Annotated in this window: 28 protein-coding genes and 1 tRNA gene; 9 read left to right on the top strand and 20 right to left on the bottom strand. The window is 37.0% G+C overall.

Annotated elements, in window-relative coordinates:
• Positions 1 to 70 precede the first annotated feature (70 nt).
• A complete protein-coding gene (locus VJJ03_RS03745; protein ID WP_009746286.1) occupies positions 71 to 538 on the bottom strand; it encodes a DUF192 domain-containing protein in 468 nt (155 codons plus the stop codon).
• A 342-nt stretch (positions 539 to 880) separates the two neighbouring features.
• On the bottom strand, positions 881 to 1,336 hold the full coding sequence (locus VJJ03_RS03740) for a hypothetical protein (protein ID WP_009746284.1): 456 nt from the start codon (positions 1,334 to 1,336) through the stop codon (positions 881 to 883).
• A 125-nt stretch (positions 1,337 to 1,461) separates the two neighbouring features.
• On the opposite strand from VJJ03_RS03740, the gene VJJ03_RS03735 reads away from it, so the two are divergent.
• Positions 1,462 to 2,700: a 3-deoxy-D-manno-octulosonic acid transferase gene (locus VJJ03_RS03735; protein WP_323973929.1), complete on the top strand. Its 1,239-nt coding sequence runs from the start codon at positions 1,462 to 1,464 to the stop codon at positions 2,698 to 2,700.
• A gap of 268 nt (positions 2,701 to 2,968) precedes the next feature.
• On the opposite strand, the gene VJJ03_RS03730 is transcribed toward VJJ03_RS03735, so the two are convergent.
• The 11 genes from VJJ03_RS03730 to rpmH form a co-directional block, all read right to left on the bottom strand.
• Entirely contained in the window at positions 2,969 to 3,121 is a 153-nt protein-coding gene (locus VJJ03_RS03730; RefSeq protein WP_002670441.1) for a DUF4295 domain-containing protein, read from the bottom strand.
• Between the two features lie 8 nt (positions 3,122 to 3,129).
• Positions 3,130 to 3,312, bottom strand: a complete 183-nt coding sequence (gene rpmG, locus VJJ03_RS03725; RefSeq protein ID WP_009746282.1) for a 50S ribosomal protein L33 — start codon at positions 3,310 to 3,312, stop codon at positions 3,130 to 3,132.
• A gap of 19 nt (positions 3,313 to 3,331) precedes the next feature.
• Positions 3,332 to 3,568 carry a 50S ribosomal protein L28 gene (gene rpmB, locus VJJ03_RS03720; RefSeq protein ID WP_040358085.1) on the bottom strand — a complete coding sequence of 79 codons (237 nt, stop codon included), beginning with the start codon at positions 3,566 to 3,568 and terminating at the stop codon, positions 3,332 to 3,334.
• A 95-nt stretch (positions 3,569 to 3,663) separates the two neighbouring features.
• Complete coding sequence (locus VJJ03_RS03715; protein ID WP_009746280.1) at positions 3,664 to 4,326, bottom strand: ABC transporter ATP-binding protein; 663 nt, start codon at positions 4,324 to 4,326, stop codon at positions 3,664 to 3,666.
• A 23-nt stretch (positions 4,327 to 4,349) separates the two neighbouring features.
• The gene (locus VJJ03_RS03710; RefSeq protein WP_323973926.1) at positions 4,350 to 5,309 is read right to left on the bottom strand and encodes a lytic transglycosylase domain-containing protein; all 960 of its coding nucleotides are present in this window, start codon (positions 5,307 to 5,309) and stop codon (positions 4,350 to 4,352) included.
• A 362-nt stretch (positions 5,310 to 5,671) separates the two neighbouring features.
• On the bottom strand, positions 5,672 to 6,535 hold the full coding sequence (locus VJJ03_RS03705; protein WP_009746278.1) for an endonuclease I family protein: 864 nt from the start codon (positions 6,533 to 6,535) through the stop codon (positions 5,672 to 5,674).
• Between the two features lie 115 nt (positions 6,536 to 6,650).
• A complete protein-coding gene (locus VJJ03_RS03700) occupies positions 6,651 to 7,511 on the bottom strand; it encodes an endonuclease I family protein (RefSeq protein WP_323973924.1) in 861 nt (286 codons plus the stop codon).
• 23 nt (positions 7,512 to 7,534) lie between these two features.
• Positions 7,535 to 8,854: a tRNA lysidine(34) synthetase TilS gene (gene tilS / locus VJJ03_RS03695; protein WP_323973922.1), complete on the bottom strand. Its 1,320-nt coding sequence runs from the start codon at positions 8,852 to 8,854 to the stop codon at positions 7,535 to 7,537.
• Between the two features lie 49 nt (positions 8,855 to 8,903).
• Positions 8,904 to 8,985: transfer RNA gene (locus tag VJJ03_RS03690), tRNA-Leu, on the bottom strand.
• A gap of 110 nt (positions 8,986 to 9,095) precedes the next feature.
• Entirely contained in the window at positions 9,096 to 10,316 is a 1,221-nt protein-coding gene (locus tag VJJ03_RS03685; RefSeq protein ID WP_323973920.1) for a cysteine desulfurase, read from the bottom strand.
• Between the two features lie 113 nt (positions 10,317 to 10,429).
• Positions 10,430 to 10,588 (bottom strand): 50S ribosomal protein L34, encoded by a 159-nt coding sequence (gene rpmH, locus VJJ03_RS03680; RefSeq protein WP_002669412.1) that lies wholly within the window; start codon positions 10,586 to 10,588, stop codon positions 10,430 to 10,432.
• Between the two features lie 187 nt (positions 10,589 to 10,775).
• Between rpmH and rsmG the strand changes: the two genes are divergently transcribed.
• Positions 10,776 to 11,387, top strand: coding sequence for a 16S rRNA (guanine(527)-N(7))-methyltransferase RsmG (gene rsmG / locus VJJ03_RS03675; protein WP_323973918.1), 612 nt, complete (start codon positions 10,776 to 10,778; stop codon positions 11,385 to 11,387).
• Here rsmG and VJJ03_RS03670 read toward each other — a convergent pair.
• The 5 genes from VJJ03_RS03670 to der all read right to left on the bottom strand — a co-directional run bounded on the left by VJJ03_RS03670 (position 11,382) and on the right by der (position 15,026).
• Positions 11,382 to 11,618 (bottom strand): hypothetical protein, encoded by a 237-nt coding sequence (locus VJJ03_RS03670; protein WP_009746273.1) that lies wholly within the window; start codon positions 11,616 to 11,618, stop codon positions 11,382 to 11,384. The two genes, rsmG and VJJ03_RS03670, sit on opposite strands and share 6 nt — an antisense overlap.
• A gap of 165 nt (positions 11,619 to 11,783) precedes the next feature.
• Positions 11,784 to 12,860: a hypothetical protein gene (locus VJJ03_RS03665; protein WP_323973916.1), complete on the bottom strand. Its 1,077-nt coding sequence runs from the start codon at positions 12,858 to 12,860 to the stop codon at positions 11,784 to 11,786.
• Between the two features lie 72 nt (positions 12,861 to 12,932).
• Positions 12,933 to 13,118 carry a hypothetical protein gene (locus tag VJJ03_RS03660; RefSeq protein WP_323973914.1) on the bottom strand — a complete coding sequence of 62 codons (186 nt, stop codon included), beginning with the start codon at positions 13,116 to 13,118 and terminating at the stop codon, positions 12,933 to 12,935.
• 357 nt (positions 13,119 to 13,475) lie between these two features.
• Positions 13,476 to 13,691, bottom strand: a complete 216-nt coding sequence (locus VJJ03_RS03655; protein ID WP_009746270.1) for a hypothetical protein — start codon at positions 13,689 to 13,691, stop codon at positions 13,476 to 13,478.
• Between the two features lie 30 nt (positions 13,692 to 13,721).
• Positions 13,722 to 15,026: a ribosome biogenesis GTPase Der gene (gene der / locus VJJ03_RS03650; protein WP_323973912.1), complete on the bottom strand. Its 1,305-nt coding sequence runs from the start codon at positions 15,024 to 15,026 to the stop codon at positions 13,722 to 13,724.
• Between the two features lie 131 nt (positions 15,027 to 15,157).
• On the opposite strand from der, the gene VJJ03_RS03645 reads away from it, so the two are divergent.
• From VJJ03_RS03645 to VJJ03_RS03620, 6 genes are all read left to right on the top strand, one after another.
• A complete protein-coding gene (locus tag VJJ03_RS03645) occupies positions 15,158 to 15,286 on the top strand; it encodes a hypothetical protein (RefSeq protein ID WP_009746268.1) in 129 nt (42 codons plus the stop codon).
• Positions 15,283 to 16,251 carry a hypothetical protein gene (locus VJJ03_RS03640; protein ID WP_009746267.1) on the top strand — a complete coding sequence of 323 codons (969 nt, stop codon included), beginning with the start codon at positions 15,283 to 15,285 and terminating at the stop codon, positions 16,249 to 16,251. Before VJJ03_RS03645 ends, VJJ03_RS03640 begins: the two co-directional genes overlap by 4 nt.
• A 14-nt stretch (positions 16,252 to 16,265) precedes the next feature.
• Complete coding sequence (locus VJJ03_RS03635; protein WP_040358491.1) at positions 16,266 to 17,216, top strand: hypothetical protein; 951 nt, start codon at positions 16,266 to 16,268, stop codon at positions 17,214 to 17,216.
• A gap of 94 nt (positions 17,217 to 17,310) precedes the next feature.
• Complete coding sequence (locus tag VJJ03_RS03630; protein WP_009746265.1) at positions 17,311 to 18,327, top strand: hypothetical protein; 1,017 nt, start codon at positions 17,311 to 17,313, stop codon at positions 18,325 to 18,327.
• A 9-nt stretch (positions 18,328 to 18,336) separates the two neighbouring features.
• Positions 18,337 to 19,164, top strand: a complete 828-nt coding sequence (locus tag VJJ03_RS03625) for an ethanolamine utilization protein EutH (RefSeq protein ID WP_009746264.1) — start codon at positions 18,337 to 18,339, stop codon at positions 19,162 to 19,164.
• 232 nt (positions 19,165 to 19,396) lie between these two features.
• Entirely contained in the window at positions 19,397 to 20,572 is a 1,176-nt protein-coding gene (locus VJJ03_RS03620; protein WP_009746263.1) for an alpha-hydroxy acid oxidase, read from the top strand.
• Between the two features lie 72 nt (positions 20,573 to 20,644).
• Here VJJ03_RS03620 and VJJ03_RS03615 read toward each other — a convergent pair whose 3' ends face one another.
• Both VJJ03_RS03615 and VJJ03_RS03610 read right to left on the bottom strand, forming a co-directional pair.
• Positions 20,645 to 21,277 carry a DUF417 family protein gene (locus VJJ03_RS03615; protein WP_323973910.1) on the bottom strand — a complete coding sequence of 211 codons (633 nt, stop codon included), beginning with the start codon at positions 21,275 to 21,277 and terminating at the stop codon, positions 20,645 to 20,647.
• A gap of 80 nt (positions 21,278 to 21,357) precedes the next feature.
• Positions 21,358 to 22,182 carry a helix-turn-helix domain-containing protein gene (locus VJJ03_RS03610; protein ID WP_323973908.1) on the bottom strand — a complete coding sequence of 275 codons (825 nt, stop codon included), beginning with the start codon at positions 22,180 to 22,182 and terminating at the stop codon, positions 21,358 to 21,360.
• 108 nt (positions 22,183 to 22,290) lie between these two features.
• Between VJJ03_RS03610 and VJJ03_RS03605 the strand changes: the two genes are divergently transcribed.
• Positions 22,291 to 23,460, top strand: a complete 1,170-nt coding sequence (locus tag VJJ03_RS03605) for a DKNYY domain-containing protein (protein WP_323973906.1) — start codon at positions 22,291 to 22,293, stop codon at positions 23,458 to 23,460.
• Positions 23,461 to 23,465: the final 5 nt, after the last annotated feature.

Here is a 23,465-nt window from a genome sequence, read left to right as displayed (position 1 = left end):
CAATTGACAATTAATAATTTAAGTTTCACAAATTGTTTTTTGCGTATAGGAGATCGTTCAGCTTCATCGGCTACGGCAGTTTGATTGTACAGCCCTTTCCTATATTGTTCTTTTCGAACCATCCTTGAGGCACTTCAAGAGCATAACGCACAGGTTCTGATGAGTCCACGCTTTGATGGCTGAACGGTGTCATATCGTGTGTTTCGCGGATTTCACCACTCGAGTTAATGAACGCAATTGAAAGAGGGGTAGGTGTATCTTTCATCCAAAAGCTTAACTTTTCGTCTCTTTTAAAGATAAAAAGCATACCCGTTCCTTCGGGGATATTTTCACGCCCCATATAGCCTTTTGACATCTCTCGTATGGAGCGAGCAAGCTCAACTCTTATGGGAATGATCTTGCCGTCAAGATTTGTAATAGTCAAATCCCTCTCTTCAAACTCAAGCGTGAGTGCTGAACAGGCTGTAAAAACAAGGTAGTACGATAGGATAACTCCCATCAGCAATAGCTTGGCAGATGTAAATATTTTCTTTTTCATAGGCTTCTAAAATTAAATATCTTATAAATTCGATAGTATACGACAAAAAATAATTATTTAAAAAATAATGTAAATATGTTTCGCATCGTTTTATAGCGAGGGTCGGTAGTAATATCTTTTTTGGTACACAAATGATATTTGCGTTCACTCTCTTCCGCCATTTTGCGAAAGCGACGTGCTTCTTTACCATATAAGGTAGATATTGCTTTGATTTCTAATGCTATAATGTTATTTTTTCCGTTTTTAATATCAATATAGGCCCAAAGGTATAAACTTTTTTCAATTGGCAATAAAAATAAAAAACTCCTTCTTATCCCAAAAATAAGAAGGAGTTTGCATTTTTTACATTTTTGTTTTTTCTCCCTTGTATGTGACTTTACCATCGATAGAAAGCTCTTGCATTTTAGGGTTATAAACATATTTGCCATTTTTGTAAGTACCATTGGTTTCCTGTTTTAAAATAGGATTCTGATCTTCATTTGTAATAAATAGCTCTACTTGGCTGTTATCCCCTTCTTTGGCTACAATAAAGGCACTGATTACAGCCACTTCTTCCTTCTCTTCCACAGGATTCAGGCGGGTACCTACCTCAAATACTTGGATACATTCTCCACGAAGGGCACTCCAAGTGAATCCTGCACTACCTATACAGCCGTGCTCATCTCTGTCATCTCCTACCATAGGAGTGTCCTGAGTAACTTCAGGGGCGCCTGTAGTGTTTTCTGATTGGTTGGGAGTGGTATTGTTACATGCGGTAAAAGAAACAGCAATTATAGGAAGTATAAATGTTGCTTTCATGAAACTTCATTTTGGATTAAGGCACAAAGGTAATAAATAAATATCAAAATTACCTATTTCACAAAAAATAATTTTTATTTTCATACTTATAGAAAAATATGTACATTTGTAAAATTTTTCACCTTATGAATTTTCTCTATACCCTCGCCACTCATTTAGTAGCCTACATGCTACCTTTGTTTGCTTTATTCAACCGGAAAGTAAAACTTTTTTGGAAGGGACGACAAGAAAGTTTTCATATCTTGCAAACTCATATAGGGGAGGGCGATCGAGTTATTTGGCTACATGCGGCTTCCTTGGGCGAATACGAACAAGGGTTACCTATTCTCAAGCGCTTGAAAGAGCTATATCCAGAGAAAAAACTTGTGGTTACCTTCTTTTCCCCCTCTGGTTATGAGGCTAAAAAACATAGCAAAGATGCCGATGTACTCTTATACCTACCTCTTGATCTTCCTGTGCGTGTGGATCGCTTCCTAAGGCTTCTACACCCTGAGATGGTTATCTTTGTCAAATATGAGTTTTGGCAGAACTATCTCTTTGCTCTAAAAGGCCAAGGTATCCCTACTTATTTGGTTTCTGGAGTGTTTCGCAAGGAGCAATTGTTCTTTAAGAAACGAAGTTGGGGTATGCGAGCGGTGCTTCCTTGTTTTACGCACTTCTTTGTTCAGAACGAGAACGCTAAACTTCTTTTACAATCCATAGGCTTTACCAATGTTACCGTAAGTGGAGATACGCGTTTTGACCGTGTCATGGAGATTCTCTCTCGTGATAACAAGATTCCTTTCGTGGAGCAATTTCTTGCTGGAGCGCCCTGTATGGTCTTTGGTAGTTCGTGGCGGGAAGATGAGCAAGTGTATGTACCTTTTCTAAACGCTTATAAGGGGAATATGAAATTCATTATTGCTCCCCATGAGGTACATGACAAAGAAAAAATACATGTATTGAGAAACAGCTTGCGCAAATATGTGGCCATACTTTCCGAGGTAGAGGGCAAAGCTCTTTCCTCTTACGAAATACTTATTGTGGATAAAATTGGGTTACTTACCAAGATTTACAGTTATGCAGCGATTGCATACGTAGGTGGGGGCATGGGGAACAAAGGTTTGCATAATATTCTAGAACCTGCTGTATTTAGTATTCCTGTTATTATAGGGAAGAATTATGAAAAATTCAGTGAAGCTAAAGACCTTATTGAGAGAGAGGGTGTATTCTCTGTAAAGGATACAGATGAATTTACTCAAATTACTTCTTTTCTTTTCACTGATGTTATACAAAGAAAAAAAGCAGGAGTCCTCAATTATAATTATATCAATTCAAGTACTGGTGCTACAGATATTTTTATTAATTTTATAGATAAAAATTAATTCTTATAGTCTATTTTTTTAGTAAAATATAATTAATTAAGAGGATTCTTTTTTATTAATTTAAGTTGTCTTGTTTTTTTGTATCAAATTTGTTACATTTTAAATAATTTTTTACTTCTTCAAACAATAAGACAAGATGTAAAGACATTTTTAAAGAGTAGAGTTTAGATACTAATTCCTATATATAGGAAAGAGACTACCCCTTTCCGGACAGTCTCTTTTTTTATGTGTTTCTTAGTATAATAGATAGAAATTTCTTTCTATTGAATTATTTCTTTTTCAAGAACTCTTCAGCTAGTTCAGGAGCCATAACTCCCTCTACGAAAGTATATGCACCTGTTTTTGGAGATTTCACCATTTTAATTACTTTGGTTAATCTTTTTGATTTTCCCTGTAAAGTTGCTACTGTTTTCTTTGCCATAGTACTATTTATTTAATTTCTTTATGAACAGTTACTCTCTTTAGAATAGGGTTAAACTTTTTAAGTTCCAATCTATCAGGAGTATTTTTTTTATTTTTAGTAGTAATATATCTTGAGGTTCCAGGCATTCCAGAATCCTTATGTTCAGTACATTCCAAGATCACTTGTATTCTATTTCCTTTTTTAGCCATTGCCGTAGTAATTTATGAGTTATTTTATAAATCCTTGTTTTTTTGCTTCTTTTAGAACCGCAGTAATTCCTTTTTTGTTAATGGTTTTAATAGCGCTTGTTGAAACACGCAAAGTAATCCATCGGTCTTCTTCAGGAATATAGAAACGTTTGGTTGTCAAATTCGCTTTAAATTTCCTTTTTGTTTTGTTCATGGCGTGAGAAACATTGTTCCCTCCCATCGCTTTCTTACCTGTCAATTCACAAACTTGTGCCATTTTATCTCTTTTTAGTTCATTATTTAATCGGGGTGCAAAATAACGAACTTTTATTGAAACTACCAAATATTTTTCGTTATTTTTTTATTTAATTCTCAAGGAATTATTTTGCCATCTTGCATGGTAAATACTTTATCTGCCATCTGGGCTAATTCTGTATTATGTGTTACAATTACAAATGTCTGTGCGAATTTATCTCGTAAATCGAAGAATAGATGATGTAGCTGTTGCGCACTTTCTGAATCTAAATTTCCACTAGGTTCATCAGCAAAAACGACGGCAGGTTGATTAATTAGAGCTCGGGCTACAGCAACACGCTGTTGTTCTCCACCTGAAAGAGCTTCTGGTTTATGTGAAATTCGGTGAGAAAGCCCTAGATAATTTAATAATTCTTCAGCCTTATGTTCTGCTTGTTTTTTTGATGTTCCTTTGATGAGAGCAGGTATACAAACATTCTCTAAAGCTGTAAATTCAGGTAATAATTGGTGAAACTGAAAGATAAACCCTATCTGCTCATTTCTAAAATAGGCTATCTTCTTTGCAGAAAGTCTTTTAATATCTATATTGTTGATAAGTAGCGTACTTTCTTCTGGATGGGTCATAGTATCCAAAGTTCCTAAAATGTGTAGCAAAGTAGTCTTTCCTGCTCCTGAAGCTCCTACAATGGAAACTACTTGTGCTTTCTCTACCTGTATATCTACACCTTTGAGTACTTCCACATTTCCAAACTTCTTGTGTATATTGATTGCTTTTATCATTAGAAAATTCTTAGCTATTTTAGTTATTTGGGAACTTTGATAATGTATGTCTTTCCAGTTTTATTCTGTAGGGAGAAGTCGCGTATCCAAGGATTTAGCAAGCGAATAGTCTTATAATTTGTTTTATAGATTTTTGCAAAATCTGCTAAGTTAGTGATAGTAGAATCCACAGTGATATATTGTACAGGTTCTAAATCATATAACTGGTTTTTCTTATAAATGAAGCCATATTTTTTAGGATTTTTCATGATTTCTTTGACTGCTAAGATACGGAAAACATAGCGACTGGTTTCATTATTAAGATATAAGTCATAATAATCGGTTACTTGTTGTTTGCTTAGTTGGGTACGAATTCCATTTTTTCCTGCATTATAAGCAGCAGCGGCAAGTGTCCAACTTCCTATCTCTTCTTTAGCCTTCTTTAAGTATAAGCAAGCTGCTTCTGTAGCCTTCTCTAAGTGATAGCGTTCATCTACAGTATCCTCCATCTCTAAATTATATTCTTTTGCTGTATTTTTCATAAATTGCCAAAATCCAGCAGCTCCCGATGGTGAGACAACATTCTGTAAACCGCTTTCAATAAGTGCTAAATATTTGAAATCATTAGGGATATCATATTTGTTGAGGATAGGCTCTATGATAGGGAAATACTTATGAGCACGCTTGATAAGAAGTAATCCATTAGATTGCCAATAAACATTAACAAGTAACTCACGATCAAGTCGCTCACGTACATCTGGAATATGCAGAGGTACAGCTTCTCCTGCAAAATCCATCTTTTTAGGCAAATCCCATGCTCGAATTTGGTAAGGTGGTAGGCTATCTCTTTCTGTAAGTGCATCTATTATAAGAGGGTCATCCTCACTAAGAGAGAGGACTTCTCCATCAGAAGGGGTAGCTACGGCATTGATAAGCAACAAAGCTATGGCTAATACTCCTATAGCACTGAATACCTTCTGACAAACAGAACATATTTTTTTCATCATTTAATAGTTTATATTTTAATACTCAAGATTATTATCTCCATCTTTTGAGACTAAATGGATTGACTGTTATTTTAGTTTGCAAAGATAATTAAAAATCCTTCTAAAAATCAAATTCTCTTCGTATTTTATTTTTTCGTCAATTCAGCCATCATGTACACATAAAGTTGCCCATATAACATTTTCTTTTTTGATGGTATCTAATTTTTTTACAATTGGAGCAAAGATAATCATTATCTGATAGTTAACAAAATATAGGAGGTATGTCTTTTAAACATATCTCCTATAAGATATTAATTTGTAAGTTTTTCTCTTTGAAAGAGTAACTCTTAATTTTTGAGTCTTAAGCTAGCTGATATGGATTATTTCCAAGTATTCTCTGCAGTATCACCTCCCCAAAGTTTAGTAGCCAAATAAGGATTATCAATGAAAGGATTACGATTGCCTTGAGCTTCTTCTATAACATTATTGCGTTGTAGTTCTAAAGGAGATACTTTATCCTCTGCATTCCATTTGAGAAATAGCTTTATACCATTGGTACTTACTGCATTCCAAGGAAGGTTGTAGTGTAAGTGCATATACATAATCATACGAGCCACATCCCCTTTGAACTCATCGGAAGGATACCAACCTCTTCCTATTTTTCTAGCTTTTCCACTTCCTTCAGTAAAAGGTAGATTTCCACGATTGGAATTTACATTAATATCACAAGCACGTAAGTGATGTAAGTCTCCTTTGGGTTTAGCCGCTTTGTTAAATAAACTCTGTGGGTAAATATGTTCTGTATTAACATGGTTTTGATAATTACGACTTTCACCTGTATATACCAATATAACATTTCCTCCATGAGAGAGATCCGCATCGGCTTTAGGTAAGTAGTTATGACGTCGCTCATACCCAAGATAAGTCCTGTGCTTGGTTATGGTAAGGGTGGCTAACTCATCTTTAAGAACTTCTCCGCTCTTAGTGAAATCCACACCTTGATAGTAAGCCTTCAACTTTAGGGGTACTGTTATATCCCCTGTATTGGGGGTAGGTTTTGGAGGTGTGGGAGGAGGGGTAGGTTTATCAGGAGTTTTAATAGAATCCTTATGATTTGGAGTAATTGGATTTTGAGGATTTTCCTGAGGATTTTTAGGTTTTTCAATCTGCATATCTGCAAAATTTTCTCCACTGCATCCTATCAAAGAGATAAGTAGGGAAGAAATAAAGAATATTTTTTTCATAGCAAAGTGTTTTTATTATAAAGTTGTTATATCCTTATGGGTAGTGCAAAGATATGAATTCTATTTTTCTAAAGCAAGAAAAAAGAGATAAGATTTAATTTTTCGCTTTAATAAGTTATTTCCAAGAATTTTCAGGAGAATAATTCTTTATTTCTCCAAATATTTTGGTAGCTAAGTATGGATTATCAATAAAAGGATTACGGTTACCTTGAGCTTGTTCTATTTCATTATTACGTTGTAGTTCCAAAGGAGATACTCTATCTTCAGCATTCCATTTGAGAAAAAGACCTATTCCCTCAGTGCTTACATGATTCCAAGGCAGGTTATAACGCAGATACATATACATAATCATACGAGCAATATCTCCTTTATATTCATCAGAAGGGTACCAGAATTTTCCTTTAGTGCTTCTGTTTGCTTCTCCTTTTCCTTCACCATAAGGGAGGTTTCCACGAGAAGAGTTCATGTTGCTATCAATATACTGTAAATGATGTAAATCGCCCAAGGGAGATTCAGGATTATTGTATTTCTTTAAGTAGCTCTGAGGATAGATATGTTCTGTATTCACATCTCCTTGAGAATTATAGCGCTTTTGAATATGGCTCTTAGGACGACTTTCACCTGTGTAGACTAGTAAAATATTCTGAGGGTTGTTAGGGTCTGCATTGGCTTTTTCTAAAAAAGGATGTCGCTCTCCATAAGCAAGGATTTTTGTATGTTTAGTAATGGTAAGGATTGCTAAATCTTCTTTTAAAGCTTCTCCATTTTTATTGAAATTAATGCTTTGATAGTAATATTTTAGTTTAGAAGGAACGGTTATCTTCTGATAGTTTATTGGAAGATGAGGAGTATAAACTTCCTTCCTCTTTTGAATTTCTTCTATTTTTTTGTAAGGATCATTAGGATTTTCTTTAAGATTTTCACCTCCACAGGCGATAAAAGTAATAAGAGAGGATATAATTAATAATTTCTTCATAAGAGGATATTTTAGGTTAATATTTATTGTATTGTTTTTATGGAAATATCTAATATTCTTTTTGTATTCTTTGTAGCGAGAAAGCGTTCATCAGGTCGCTTGCCTATTACCCAGAGGATTTGGTCGGTATTATCTACTAAAAGCCATTGATTTTCTTTTTCATAGAGTGAATATTTCTCATCTTTAAAATATTTGCTTAAGGTTTTTTTCTTTCCATTCATCCCATAAGGATAGAAAATGTCACCTTTTTTACGTTTACGAATACATAAAGGAAACTGAATTTTTTCCTTATCAAGAAAAATGGTTCCTTTCTTAGATTTTTCTATAGCTGATATCTCCTCTAAATGAATAGTTAAAGGGTAATCAATACTTTTATCTTCTTTATGGATATAAAAGATATTAGTTGTAGTATTTTTTTCTATTGGGAGAATAAGCCATTGTCCTCTGTTTGAAAGAATACGATGAGTGTTGGAAAATATTTGTTTACCTGTGGATGCATACAAAAATCGTTCCAAGATTTCTATTCCTGTAAACCCATAAGGGGAAAGTAATTCATATAATAGAAAACTTCTGTGAGGATGATCCTTGAGTATATTAACTAAAAATATAATAGGTGTCCCTATGATAAAGCATTTTTTTCTGTACTTTTCTAATTGTTCTTCTATAAAAGAATATGTTAGTTGTAGGATATGTTGGGTCTTTTCAAGGTTTTTTAAGAAATTGGGATGTATCTGAGATAGAATAGGGGAGATATGATGCCGAATCTTATTACGGGTATAAGCATCGGAGTTATTAGAGCTATCCTCACGCCAAATAATATTATTTTCCTTAGCAAAAGCAAGAATTTCCTCTCTAGAGAATCCTAATAGTGGACGTAAGATAGTATTATTTTGTACAGGAACTCCTAAAAGGCCTTTAAGCCCTGTACCACGTGAGGTATTTATTAAAAATGTTTCCCAAGAATCATTAGCCTGATGAGCGGTAAGAATATAGTCATATCCTTTTTTTTGTCGGATTTGTTCAAACCATTCATAACGGAGAACACGGGCAGCTAATTGGGTATTGAGTGCATGTGTTTTTCCATACTCTTTTGTAGTAAATCGCTTGACCTCCAAAGGCATTGAGAGTTTCTGAGCCAAGGCTTCTACAAAATGCTGATCACCTTCACTTTCTTCTCCTCGTAATTGAAAGTTGCAATGTGCCATAAGGAAAGGGATTTGTAATTCCTTGAGCAGGTAAGCCAATACTACGCTATCAATACCACCGCTAATGGCAAGGATGATTCTTTTCTGCCACAGAAAAGGGAAATTTCGCTGGAGATGATTTTGGAAAGATGCTAACATACAGACTCTTTTATATAAAAAAACTCTCAGAACTTTTCTGAGAGTTTAGTGCGGGTGATAGGACTCGAACCTACACACCTCACGGCACCAGATCCTAAGTCTGGCGTGTCTACCAATTTCACCACACCCGCATGTGGCTTTTAAGACATGGCAAAGGTACAACTATTTTTTTAATTGACAAGTGAAAAATAAATATTTTTTTACTCAATAGAAATAGTTCATTTTGAATAAGTTAAAAATATTATAAAAGCATCTTTATTGCCTTTCTGATACCTTCAATGAGTCTATCTACTTCCTCAAGAGTGTTATAGACAGCGAAACTTGCTCGCACGGTACCTGGAATATGGTAGAAATCCATTACAGGTTGAGCACAGTGATGTCCTGTACGTACAGCAATTCCCATTTGATCAAGGAGGGTTCCTATATCATAAGGATGAGCACCATTGATATTAAAGGAGATTACTCCTGCCTTATGATCTAAATCGTTTGTACCATAGATGGTAATGCCACCTATGTTGTGAATTTGCTTGTGGGCATATCTTAGCAGGGCATGTTCATGGTCAGCAATGTTAGTCATGCCCAAGGAATGCATATAATCAATAGCTACCCCGTATGCGATACCACCACAGATATTTGGCGTTCCTGCCTCTAACTTATAAGGGAGATCAGCATAAGTAGTTTTATCAAAACAAACGGTTTTAATCATATCTCCACCACCTTTGTAAGGAGGGAGTTTCTCAAGCCATACCTCTTTTCCATAGAGAAAGCCGATACCTGTAGGGGCATACATTTTATGACCTGAAGCCACGTAGAAGTCAGCATCTAAGTCCTGTACATCTATAGTAAAGTGTGGACAACTCTGGGCACCATCAATGAGAGTTACGGCGCCTACACTATGGGCTAAAGTAATGATTTCCTTGACAGGATGTACATTGCCCAAGGCATTGGACACATGTTGACAGCTGACTACTTTGGTACGCTCTGAGAGTATTGATTTAAAATCCTCTAGAATAATCATTCCTTTTTCATCTATAGGAATAGGGCGGAGGATGGCTCCTGTACGCTCGCATAGAAACTGCCAAGGTACGATATTACTATGATGCTCTGTAGTGAGGACTAATATCTCATCATTTTTCTTTACAAAAGGAGTAAGGCAAGTAGCTACCAAATTAATCCCTTCAGTAGTGCCACTGGTGAAAATCACCTCGTAGGATTTGGCTGCATTAATATGCTTTTGGAGTTTTCTCCTTGCCTCTTCATAAGCATTAGTCGCCTCTTGGCTGAGGGTATGTACTCCTCGGTGGATATTGGCATTGTACGTTGTATAGAAGTTTACAATACTATCAATGACCTGCTGAGGCTTCTGAGAAGTAGCCCCATTGTCAAAGTATACTAAAGGATTCTCACCTATCTTTCTTTCTAAGATAGGGAAATCACGACGAATTTCTGCGATAGACTTCATAAGTGAAAAATAAATAATGAATAGTAAAGTTGCGTAAGTGAGTATGTGAAAAACAAAAAAAGGTGCTATCTATCTTCAGATGGCACCTTACTTGTTACAGAAAGTTATAAACATTATTTCTTATGTCTTGGTTCAGAGGAAACAGTAAGTTTTTTTCTTCCTTTAGCTCTACGGCGTGCCAATACCTTACGTCCGTTTGCTGTTGCCATACGTTCTCTAAAACCGTGTTTATTTCTTCTTTTTCTCTTTGAGGGTTGAAATGTTCTTTTCATCGGATTGAATATTAATATCTTAAATTAAATGTTTACTTATTTTTAACTCTGTAAAGCTTCCATAAAAGAAAGCGCGGCAAAGGTACTATTATTTTTTGGAATGTACAAATATTTTTAAAATCTTTCTTGATAATTTGTAGGAATGGAAATATTATCCTACTTTTGGCACTCTTAATACTTTGTCCTTATGGAGTTGTTACTTAAGTATTTTCCTGAACTTACCCCTAAACAAATCGCACAATATACTGAGGCGATAAGCCTTTACAAGGATTGGAATACACGTATCAATGTGATTTCTCGCAAGGATATGGAGCATTTTGTGCTACATCATCTCTTGCATTCTTTAGGAATAGCTAAGATATGTTCTTTTGAGTCAGGAATAAAGGTCTTGGATGTAGGTACAGGCGGTGGTTTTCCTGGGATTCCACTGGCTATTCTCTACCCAGAGGTGTCTTTCCACTTGGTGGATTCCATAGGCAAAAAGATAAAGGTGGTACAGGAAGTAGCCAATGCTTTGTCTCTTACCAATGTAACCTACCAGCAGGTACGGGTGGAGACCCTTGAGGGTCAGTACGACTATATTGTAAGCCGTGCGGTTACCCAAATGGACGACTTCTACAAGCTTACCAAGCATCTGCTCAAGCCTGTAACCAATAAGGGAGATAAGCGGGGAATCCTCTATCTGAAAGGTGGCGACCTTACTGAAGAATTGTCGGCTTTTCCTTCTGCTGCTGTCTATAACCTTTCCGATGTCTTTGAAGAAGACTTTTTTGAGACCAAGAAAGTGGTATACCTATAGTAATACCCATTGCCCCTCTGTGATATAGTACTCCATCCAGTATTGGTTTTCTTTGCTTATTCCTTTTAGAATCAATGTATTGTCTGAAAAAATGATTTCTTGTATAAGGTCGAAGACTTCTCGTTGTGCTTCTTCACAAATCACTTCTGTAGGTTTGATATAAGGAGCAGGAGAAAGGAATATCTTTACCAATGGCGTCTGTTTCTCCTGACACTTTATATACACTACCATTTTCACTCGTATTCTCTTCCGAAACTTGTACATTACCAACACAGGTGGTGATGGAGTTGTAAGAAATAGACACAGCTGGTATTATAAAAAACTCCAAATTGATAAAATATGATAGTAAAGGAAGTCGTTACAATCAATATCTCGGATAGGAGCCTTTTACAAATTCTATTCCTTGGAGAAATCCAAGTTATTGAATGATTCGACTATTAACTCTATACATCGTTTGCTTGCTTCCCAATAATAATTATTTAAGCTGGGTCTCGGTCCAATTGATTCAATATAACAGATGCCACTATTACTTTGTATAAGATATGATATAAGAAAAGCTCTGAGTTGCTTTTTAGGATATTCTAAATCTCCTTGAATGTACCATGCTTTTTCTAATTTTGGATTCAGAATATTATCAGCTACCTTTTTTTGTATTTTGCATTCAAATTCTGATATGTTTTTTAAACGTGTTTCTATATTAGAGGCGATGCTTTCAAAATTTTCTTTGCTTGTCTTCGCATACAAATATATATTGACTACACTAATATTCTTTCCTTCGTTTTCATGCTTAAGAAGAAAACGAATAGGTTGGGTGGACAAATTATCATGATTGCTATCCTTGAACATCTTCCATGATGTTGGGAAATAAAATGTGAAATTATTTTGTTTGAAGTTGAAACTAAAGGGTTGTAAATTTTCTGCCATGTTCCAATTCGTCTTGTTTATCAAATCCCAATTATTTGTGATTTGGAGCATATCGAACATCCTTTCTTGATAATCTTCTTCAAAGCACGATGTTTTTACCATAAAATAATTGGATCCTGAAAAATCAGGATCATAGTCTTTTAGCACTGAAAAACGAGATATTACACTCTCACCTTTATTTGTTGTCTTTGCCGTGAGGATGTCAGCATAGGTTCCTGTTGAAGTTCCATTAATCTTTCTGTAATGAAGAATATCTTCTCCCATCAGATTAAGTTTTTTAGCAAGCCAATCTGCAGAGTTCATTTCATACCAACAATGTTCATAATATACGGAGACCTCTAACATCGAACAGGTTTTGTCAACACTAACATATTGCCCGATATTATTAATGTCAAGTCCTTCTATAGGTCGCTTTTCAATCTGTACAGGTTTTACGTCCTTAGGTAGCAGAATCCAATACGCTAATTGTGATTCTGCAGCTGTATAGTTACATTTCCAATAACGCTTAATCTGTTCTTCTTTCGAATAAGATTGTTGGATGGGAAACATTTCTTTGTTATTTATATCTTTCATAAATCGTTTCTATAATGAGAGTTTTACAATAAACAGTAGGAACCTCCTTTAACTAAACATACATCCTGTAATTAAAATTATACACCCTGTTAGATAAAGGATTCTACCCCATTTTATGAATAAGGATTTGAACTTATCTATTACTTGAATACGTTCATCATTCATAACAAAACCATTGTATTTTACATGGAAACTCATCATAAACTTAATGAGGAAATTTACAAGAGCTTCCATTATAATGATTATTAAATTTGTCATAATAATAACAAGTATAGAATTGTAGAAATCATGGCAAACATCCATCATTTCCGTACTATACTTTGCGACTAGAACTAAACTAAGCATATACATTATGCATGCACCTAAAAGGCATGCAAGATAATAGAATAGTAATTTCTTGCCATGATATTTCTTGTACATTACTATCGATAAGATATAAAATACAAGGACTAAAATGATGAACAAAATAATTCTCATATTTTTTATTCTATTTTATTTTGTTAGAGATTTTTAAAATCTCTAAGTGATCAAGAAATTTTTTAGTTTCTTCAAATGTATATTCTTCCTTTTCTAGCTCTATTTCCTCTTTTATCATTTTAAATATCTTTGTCTAAGTTCTTCAATAGTTACTTTTTTTCCCTCTTGTTGTATAGCTTCATCAATCATTGCAAAGTATTCCTTTTCACTCATCTCGGTTGGATCTTTCTTTTCAAAAACAACTTTTTTAGCATTGATTCTTTTGAAAAATTGCTCTAGTAAGGGGATGTTAACGGTTTGAATTTCAGCATGTACTATTAAAGTTTCCATAGAATTAATTTTATAAGGTTTTATAAATCATTACTTTTCCCTAAAGAAAATATCCAAAGGTACCCCTTCAAAGTTGAATTTCTCTCGGAGTTTGTTCTCCACAAAGCGGCGGTAAGGATCCTTGATATATTGGGGAAGGTTGGCAAAAAAGACAAACTGAGGCAAGTTGGTAGGTAGCTGCATACAGTACTTGATCTTGATATACTTTCCTTTGGTAGCAGGTGGGGGAGTAGCCTCGATGATTGGGAGCATATACTCGTTGAGCTCGGAGGTCTTGATACGCTGGCTACGGTTTTGATATACCTCTACCGCTTTCTCTATTGCTTTATAGATACGTTGTTTAGTTAGGGCGGAGATAAAGATAATAGGCACATCGGTAAAAGGGGCAATGATCTTGCGAATCCCTTCCTCAAAGTGCTTGGTGGTATGGGTGTCTTTCTCTACCAAATCCCATTTGTTGACCAAGATGACTACGCCTTTCTTGTTGCGCTGTGCCAGCCAAAAGATATTGGCATCTTGCCCCTCGAAGCCACGAGTGGCATCTACAAGGAGCAGACATACATCGGAGTGCTCAATGGTGCGTACCGAACGCATCACCGAGTAGAACTCCAAGTCTTCTTTGACTTTTGCTTTGCGACGAATCCCTGCCGTATCTACCAGATTGAATTCAAAGCCAAAGCGATTATAGCGGGTGTCAATCGCATCGCGGGTAGTACCAGCGATGTCGGTTACGATATAGCGTTCTTCCCCGATAAGAGCATTGATAAAGGATGATTTACCAGCATTGGGGCGCCCCACTACGGCAAAACGAGGGAGGGTCGTTTCCTCCTCTTTTTCCTCTTCAGGCAGTACCTTAACCACCGCATCCAAGAGTTCACCTGTGCCACTCCCATTGACACTGGAGATAGGGAAAAGCTCCTCAAAGCCCAAGGCGTAGAACTCATTGGCGTCCATGGCTCGCTTGGTATTATCCACTTTGTTCACAGCAAGGAAAGTAGGCTTTTTGCTTCGACGTAGCAACTGGGCAATTTCCTCATCGGTACTCATGATACCACTCTCCACATCGGTTAGGAAGATAATGGCATCAGCTTCTTCTATGGCGAGGTTCACTTGCTTGTCTATTTCTTTTTGGAATACGTCATCACCTCCTGCTACATAACCACCTGTATCAATCACGGAGAAATCACGTCCGTTCCAGTCGGTTTTTCCATAATGGCGGTCGCGGGTAACCCCACTGATGCTATCTACGATAGCCTCACGGCGCTGAACAAGACGGTTGAAAAAAGTGGATTTGCCTACATTAGGGCGTCCAACAATGGCTACAATGGCACTCATTAGTTATATTTTGGGACAAAGGTAGTCAAAAAAATAAACATAGCAATAAAGTCGTAAGAAATTCTGCTTTTTTAAAAGGAATTTACTATATTTGTTGCGCTATAGGGATAGTGTTTTTAAAGTTTAATTATATGAAAAAGAGGATTCTCTTTTTCTTTGCCCTTTGCTCTTATATGATGCTTACTCAAGGCGATAGTCTTACTATTACCCTTTCTATAATTACCGATATTCGATTGCTTAGTTATCCTTTACCTTTATGAAAACAAAAATACTTTTATTACTAGCTTTCTTTTCTTTAGGAGGCTTTATACAGGCTCAAAATAACCAACTTGAAGGTTTCTACCAAGGGCGTAAGTGGGGGCTTTTCTTGCTCTCTGATAAGAAGTTCTTACTATGGAATCCCTTGGCAGGGGTAAAGGGAGACTACCAAGTACAAAAAGATGGGATGATATGGTTGCAACCTCAGAAGGAACCGCTTTTTCTGGTCTATGCGCGTAATGATAAGGACTTATCCAAGGATAAAATACGGGTGGAGCTAGTGAATTTTCAGCTGGGAAAGAACTATATTCACTTGGAGAGGGGCGGATATTACTCTGTTTTCAACGAAGATAATGATTTGGTACATACTTTTGATAGAAAAGAGGTAGGGAAATCTATTACTTTTATAGGGGAAAGCCTCTTTGAAGAATATAATAAGAAGTTTGTAGGCATAAAAAATGCTTACGAAGTAGGTATGAATCCAGCTTATAATGATTATATCATTTTCTGTCATAGTTATTCTCTATATCAGAGGGAAAGTATAGCTGCTTTTATGAATAAAGATGGAATGGAGATACTTCTTTTAATGAACGAAGAAGAAACCTTAGAAAAGAATAAAGAAGCACTTGCAAAAATACGCTCTAATATAGAAAAAACACCATTAAAGGAAATAAAAAACTATATTTATATCAGGAAAAAAAATGAAAATGAAAAAGAAATGTTGAAGGTGGTACAATCTCAATTAGGGATAGAGGATTCCAATACTATCTTTAGAGAAAAATATGAAAGAGAGGGTACTTCTCCCTATGAATATATGGGGAAAATTACTTATGATAAAGAAAAAAATATATATAAAGAGGCGGAACGAGATCGGACATATCACAAATATAATCTTATAGATACAAAAAAATCAGAAATAGATATGAAAAAACTAAAAATAAAAATCTCACCATTGTTTCCTGAATAATGACTAAAATGCTTATGAAAACAAAAACACTTTTATTACTGACTTTCTTTTTCGTAACCAATAACCTTCTGTCTCAAGATAGGAAACTAATAGAAAGCTACAAACAGCCCGAATCGGGCATTATGCTTTTCCCGAATAAGACTTTTGCCGCTTGGACTTATATGACAGTTATTCGTGGCTATTACCAAAAGATACCCGATGGGGTCTACTTATTAAAGCCTCAGCGGGAACCTTTGTTCTTAGTATATGGATATCACAATGATTCCATTGGGAAGGATAAGGTGCGTATCCGCTTTACCAATTTTGAAGAAGGGAAGAGCTATATTCAGTATGAGAGTGGAAAGACCTATAGTGTGTTCAATGATCACCCTAACTGTTTTTCTCACGAGTATATACATACCTTTGACAGGAAGGAGGTAGGTAGTACGCTTACTCTTATACATCATATAGGATACTATGATGAAGAGGTGTCTTATTTATTTGAGGGAGAGGGGATTAAGAATACATTGCAATTTGACTTGGGAGCGTATAATGATTTCTTGATTTACTATGATAGACTTAGTCGTGAGAAGGCAAATGTAGTGCTCGTACCTATGGAGTTAGAAGGGGAAAAAGGGGCTTTTTTCCATAGAGGGAAATGGCCAGAGGAGGAACTAAAAATGGTTAAGGAAAGATTGAAGAAAGTACCTAAAGAGGATCTCAAAAGGTTTTTTGTTCCTAAAGAAAAATCAAAAGATATAAGTCAGAAGTCTATCTCTTTCCTTTATGCAGAGAACATAGAGCCTCCTACGGCACTCATTGTTCTAAAGAAAGATGGGAGAGTAGTGGCGGGTAGTTATACTTCAAAGCCTTTTGAAGATGATGAAGTTAGGCTATACTTGCAGGTCAAGACACAGGGGAGCATCACAGACCCTAAGCAGCTCAAGGTAGCGCCTAAAACCATCTTTGTCTCCGAGTGTGAATGACCTTCCCAAAGAAGAGAAATAATGGCTAATTAGCCAATCTTCAAAGGAATCGTAATTGCAAGCAGTTGAAAGATGAAATTTTAAAACTGATATCATGAAAACAAAAATACTCTTATTGCTGGCTTTCTCTTTTATAGGAAGCCTTGTATATGCCCAAGAAAAAGATATTTCAGGCAATTACAGAGGGCGTGGAGGGGGCATTATGCTCTTGCCTAACAAAATATTTGTCCTTTGGGGCTATATGACAGCTGTACCAGGGAGTTATGAGGTTCAAAAGGACGGTATCATCCTCTTCAAACCGAAAAAGGAACCACTATTTGTTGTGTATGGGCAGCGGAATGACTCTATTGGGAAAGACAAAGTCCGTATTCGTTTTGCTAATTTTGAAGATGGGAAAAACTATATCCGATTTGAGAAAGGAAAAACATATTCAGTTTTCAATGATAACCCCAATTGTCTTTCTTCTCGCTATGTACATACGTTCTCAAGAGAAGAGGTAGGGAATTCTTTTTCTCTGATTACAGATCTGAAAACGTTCGGGTTTGCTCAACTTTTTGGTGAACTAAAGAATACCTATCAGATTGACTTACAGGATAATAATGACTTTCTTATTTCTTTTCAGAAACTTTCAGAATACCAGATAGATGGGGCAGGCGCTTTGGTAACCAAAGAGGGCTATGAGTGTTTGCTCTTTTTTAACCAAGCTGATGTAGAGAGCAGTAAGCAACTTATACGGGAACTCAAAAAAGGAATTGATAAAATCCCTATGAAAGAGCTAAGAAAGGTGCTTTTTGCTAAGGAGAAGTCGGGAGACCAAGGGGATAAGGAGCTTAAAGACTTCCTTAGTATCTCCAACTTGGAAGAACCTAAGGCGTTTTTTATGAAGATAAAAGGGGGTAGTGTGAAGCCCGATCCTATTAATCGGGATTTTTTAGCGTATGATAAAGGTAAAAATATCTATAAGGATACCCTAAATAATATTGAGTATTATAGGTTTGACTTTGTACAACCCAAGTGTTATCAGACAGACCTTAAAAAGCTCAAGGTGGAGCCTAAAACCATTTTTGTATCTGAATGTGAAAAACCTTCTAAAAGAAGGATATATCAATAATAACCGCTTATGGATGAAATAGTTATCAATAGAATCATTGTCTTCCTGTTTTTTGCCATTTCAGTAGGACTTACATATCTGATTATCAGAAAAAGCAATCGTAAGTCTAAGGATAAAGACAAAGGGAAAGCGGGCTGCCTCACTGCCTTTTTTATCTGGGTGCCTATCTCCCTATTGGTGGGGCTTACCCCCTTTATGTTACTTTTAGGGACAAGTACCGTGAAACAACTCTATCAGCTGGCTTCTGATAGTGACTTTAAGCCCTATACCGCTCAGGTGGTAAGGTATGAGGATACCTATACGAGTGAGGAAAGAGATTCAGATGGACGCACAAGATATGTAGAAATGGGTACGCCTGTGGTTACGTTTACTGTAGAGTCAGGGCAGGAATTAGAGCGAGCACTGCCTTTTGCCACTAATGTAGGGGGGGATTCTTCCTACGACATTCGCTATAAAGCCTCCACAGATGAGATCATTGTTACAGATGTATATATTGTAGTGAAAATCATAGCACTAATTATATTTTTTGTCATTGCAGTTTTCGCCTATTGGGGAATTTACGGCTATCTTACCGACCGACCTATGAAGAACTATGGCAACTATTTAGCCCAAGGGTTGCTCTATGGGGTCATTCTCACTATGACTATGGGGCTATGTGCGGGACTTATCTATGGAGTGCTTACCAAGGAATTACCCCTATGGGTACAAGTGCTGTGTATATTTTTCGCTTTGTCACTTGTGATGGTAATTGTAAGGATTTTCCGCTCTATGTTCCGCTCCGAGGTCAAGGATCCTCTCAAGCGAAGACGGAAGACTACCTATCGTAAAGATTATTAGCTTCTACCCCAAAATCTTACTGATGTGAATTACATATTCGTCTACAGGTATTCAGTGACTTTAACTTGTATCCTATCATAAAGAATGGGGAATCTTTCTTCCATATATAAAAAAAATAAGAAATAAATATGACATATACTAAAATAAATTCTTACATTTGCCACCGAAAAGGAGAAGATACTTTTTTACTGAATTTATTTCTAATAAAAACAATATAATAAAAATTTATAGAATGAGAGATTTAACAAAAATGACTGATATTGAGGACTTGCGTGTAGTTTGTAAGCACAATGTACCTAAGATGTTCTATGAATATGTGGATACAGGATCCTGGACACAAGCCACCTATCGTGAGAATGAAACAGACTTTAATCCTATCAAATTTCGTCAAAGGATATTGGTGGATATGGATAACCGTACTCTTGAAACTACCCTGTTGGGACAAAAAGTGAAATTCCCTGCTATGACCGCTCCTGTGGGCTTTATGGGAATGATGTGGGCTGATGGGGAGATTCACATGGCAAAAGCAGCACAGAAGTTTGGCATTCCTTTTACCCTTTCTACTATGTCCATCTGTTCTATTGAGGATTTGGTAGAGGCAGGTGTAGAACCCTTCTGGTTCCAGCTCTATGTGATGCGTGACCGTGCGTTTATGAAAGACCTTATTCGCCGTGCTAAGGAAGCCAAATGTTCTGCTCTTATGGTAACTGTGGATTTGCAAGTGCTCGGAAACCGCCACCGTGATATTAAGAATGGACTTTCTACCCCTCCAAAATTTACCATTCCTAATCTACTTAATCTTTCTACTAAAATTCCTTGGGGCTTGCGTTATGTATTTGGTAGTCGTCGTTGGACGTTCCGCAACATTGCAGGACATGCCAAGAACGTATCCGACCTTTCTTCACTCTCTTCTTGGACAAAAGAACAGTTTGACCCAAGCCTTAGCTGGAAGGATATAGCCGAGATTAAGGAACTTTGGGGAGGACCTATTATCCTTAAGGGGATCATGACCCCCGAAGATGCGCAAGAAGCGGTAAAATACGGAGCTGATGCCATTATTGTCTCCAACCATGGAGGTCGCCAGATGGACGATACTATCTCCACTATCAAAGCCTTACCCGATATCGTAAGTGCTGTAGGTAGCCAAACAGAGGTATGGATAGACTCTGGTTTCTATACAGGACAGAACATGCTTAAGGCATGGGCATTGGGAGCCAAGGGTATCATGCTCGGTCGTGCTCCCGTATACGGATTGGGTGCTTATGGAGAAGAAGGGGTAACTCGTGCCCTACAAATCCTCTATGATGAAATGGATACTACTATGGCCTTCTCTGGTCATCGCAATATCCAAGATGTAGATAAGAGCATTCTTGTAGAGGGTACCTACCCACTACCTACCAGAAAATAAGACCATAATATATTAAATAAGAATAGCCCCAAACCACTCGGTTTGGGGCTATTTATTTCTTAGATAGGTTCTTTATTTGTTCTCTGCTAACAGGCGTCTTGCTGCATCAGAAGCGGCAATAAGTCCGCCAGCCGACATGATAATGTCTTTCAGTACCAAGCGTCCTGCTCCTGATAGGTAAGGGAAGCCATGGTTAGGGGTAGGCATATCACCCCCTAAGTTAGGTACATATACCTCTGGGGTAGTGATAAGGAAGGAAAGGGTAACGATAGACATACCAAAAGTAAGTAATCCCCCGATAAGTCCTATTTTAGGAGACCAAATACCCAAAAGCGTAAGCAAACCAATTAGGCAGATGAACGCTCCTAAGCCATAAGAGAAAGTATAGGTGTTGTTTTGCTTATGCCATTCTATATTGGCAGCTACCATTTTCCCCTCTGGGTTTTTGTGCAATTTGTATTCTGCTATTTCTTTACCTTTGTTAGCCTCACCTGTAACACCGTTCTCATCAATAGCGGTTTTACCTGAGTTGGCATAGAAGAAACTCATAAAAGGGCTATTGGTAACAAAGGGAACAATCCCATCGGCTTCGTACTGACATACTTTGAGGCCGCCAATCCACGCCATTACGATAAAAATCGCAATGCGAATAAAGTTGATAAACTGTGACTGTAATCCAGCCAATTTTTCTAATAATTGTTGCATATGACTATGTATTATTTTCAGGGTGCAAAAATACAAAGCATTTTCCAAATAAGAATGGACTTTTTTGCCACAAACATAGATTATTTTGCCACTATCGAAATTCCTACACTCTCCCTAAATTGCTTTGGGGAAACCCCTACTTCCTTCTTGAAATAACGGCTGAAGTAGAAAGCATCCTCAAAGCAGAGTTCAAAGGCGATTTCCTTGACCGACTTATGGGTGAGGTGCAGTAGCTTTTTGGCCTCCAAAACCAAGCGCTCCCTTAGCAGCGCCGAAGGGGTCTTCCCATAATACTGCTTGATACGCTTGGAGAAAGCACTGATTGAAAGGTGATAGGCCTCGGCATAGAAGCTGATATCCTTTTCCTTGAGAAAGTTGGCCTCCAAAAGCTCTTGGAAATTGGCCACAGGGTTTTGCAAAGGGTTCTCTTCTTTCAAGTGGCTCAAAAAGTGCTGTTTTTCTCGGCTTCCGATGGCCAAGATTAGTTGTAAATAGCTCTTAAGTACTGCAATTTGGTAAGGATTGGAGTCTGAAGCAATGGCTTGCATTTTGTCCAATAGCCCCTTGAGTTCTCCAAAAACCGCCTGAGAGACCTCAAAATGGGGTTGTTGGTATATATTGTTGAATAATAAGCCGTTACAAGCTACTTCCTTCTTGTGATACTCTATACAATAGAAATCCCCATGGAAGGCGATAAAGTCCATTTTGGGTGCGATTTCTTTCCATTGGAAATACTGGTAAGGGGAGAGGAACAGCAGGGAATAGCCTTGGGAAGTATAGTCGTTGAAGTCGACACTAAAGAGGCTATCTCCCTGTAAGAGAAAGATATAATATAGGGTCGTGTGTGCTCCTTGGGCAAAATCCTCAGGGGTAGCATTGTTGATATGAATATTCTGGTAAGTCATAAATAATCAGCTATCAGGGTACAAAATTAAGAAAAAAAGAGTATATTTGCAATCTAATAAGCCAATTAGCCAATGAGTCAATTAGCTAATAACCAACTCAAAACTATCATGAATCGTCTTTTACTTTGTACTTTGTTACTCGTCGCTTGCAAGCAAAAGCCTGCGGAGCAGAAAGATTACCCAGAGGGTTTGACAACTCATATAGTGTCCATAACTGACCCAGATGACTATAAAGGCTATTTCTCTGACCAATATGGTAATAACTATAGTGAAGAATATGTTGTCTATGAGGATTATGTACTCTATCAGGGCAAGAAAGCCACCCTACGCCTTAGCCCTGATATGGCTACTTTCAAGGGAAAAGGAGATGGGTTTGCCATGGACAAAAACGGCATCTATTACCGTGGCTATTTCTTCCCAATGGATACCACAGGCTTTAAAATAGTTGGTGTAAAAGAGATACCTCTGAGTGAGGAAAATACGCCTATTTGGAAAACCAATAAGAAAGTGTTCTTAGGTACGCAACCTATGGAGGTAGCCCACCCAGAATCCTTTGAAATGGCGTATGATCATTATACTCCATGCTATTATTTCAAGGACAAGGAGTTTTTGTATTTCTGTGAGAAAAAGATAGAAGGTTCTGATAGCCAATATATAAGATTATCTGGTATTACCTATGCAGTAGCAGATAAAAACCATACTTATTACAAGGATAAAATCCTCACTTATAAGGGAGAGCCTGTAGAGCTCGTGACAGAGGATTTTTTCAAGACCTCTCGGTATGTACTTGCTTTAACATTGGACGTTGGGGGAGATGACGCTCCTTATTGGAAGGAAGTATCCTATATGGATGTTGCCACCCTTAAGGGACTTTTTATTGATAGCCTTTCAGGCGCTTCTTCAGATTATCTTATGGACAAAAACCATGTGTTCTTTAGAGAAAAAGTACTCCCTATCAAAAAAAGAGATTTTGACAAGATACAAACTTTTGGAACCTATTCTTATATCTCCGATGGTAAGACTATTTATCATGGGAGCGACCCTACACCCTATGATGCTCATACTTTTGGGATAGTGCCAGAGTACCCTGGAGATCTTGTTTATGACAAAAATGGTATTTACATGGATGGAGAAAAACTCCCTTTCAAATATACCACTCCGCTCGTATGGGGAAAAAATGCTTTCTTAGAAGGCGAGAAGGTTATCTATGAGCAACAAACCTATGATATCAGTAAACGATGGCAATGGATGACCGATGAACCAACAACTAATGAATAGTGACT

This window comes from Capnocytophaga sp. G2 (assembly GCF_035282625.1).
Classification (GTDB): Bacteria; Bacteroidota; Bacteroidia; order Flavobacteriales; family Flavobacteriaceae; genus Capnocytophaga.
Note: the sequence above shows the minus strand (reverse complement) of the source record. Positions and strands in the feature narration are given on the sequence as shown.